The organism is Psychrobacter sp. TB20-MNA-CIBAN-0197, assembly GCF_040309765.1.
In the GTDB taxonomy this organism is placed as follows: domain Bacteria; phylum Pseudomonadota; class Gammaproteobacteria; order Pseudomonadales; family Moraxellaceae; genus Psychrobacter; species Psychrobacter submarinus.
In genome coordinates this window covers 1-249 of record NZ_JBEOPC010001129.1, presented here as the reverse complement: position 1 = coordinate 249, position 249 = coordinate 1, and the positions used below count along the sequence as shown (strand labels likewise).

At 68.3% G+C, this 249-nt stretch carries 1 protein-coding gene; it reads right to left on the bottom strand.

The features are described from left to right. The coding region (locus AAEY83_RS17455; RefSeq protein ID WP_351061206.1) for a hypothetical protein at positions 1-249 on the bottom strand (249 nt) is incomplete at both ends.

The window sequence follows — 249 nt, the reverse complement described above, 5'->3', positions numbered from 1 at the left end:
GCATAGCACGGCGACAACACGCCGACCTTGCCGGCCCGGCGCAGACGCGGCAGCAACTGGATAGCCATTTGCGAGCCGGCGACCGGTAGCACCTGCGCGGCGCCGTAATAATCGCAGGCGGCCTGTTCCAGTCCGTCATCGGTTTCCGGCAAGCGCGCCCAAGCGCGCAGCGGGATCTCCGGGATCGGGAACGGCCATGGCGCGAGGCCGCTGGACAGGTCGAGCCAGTCGGCTTCGGCAATCCCGTAA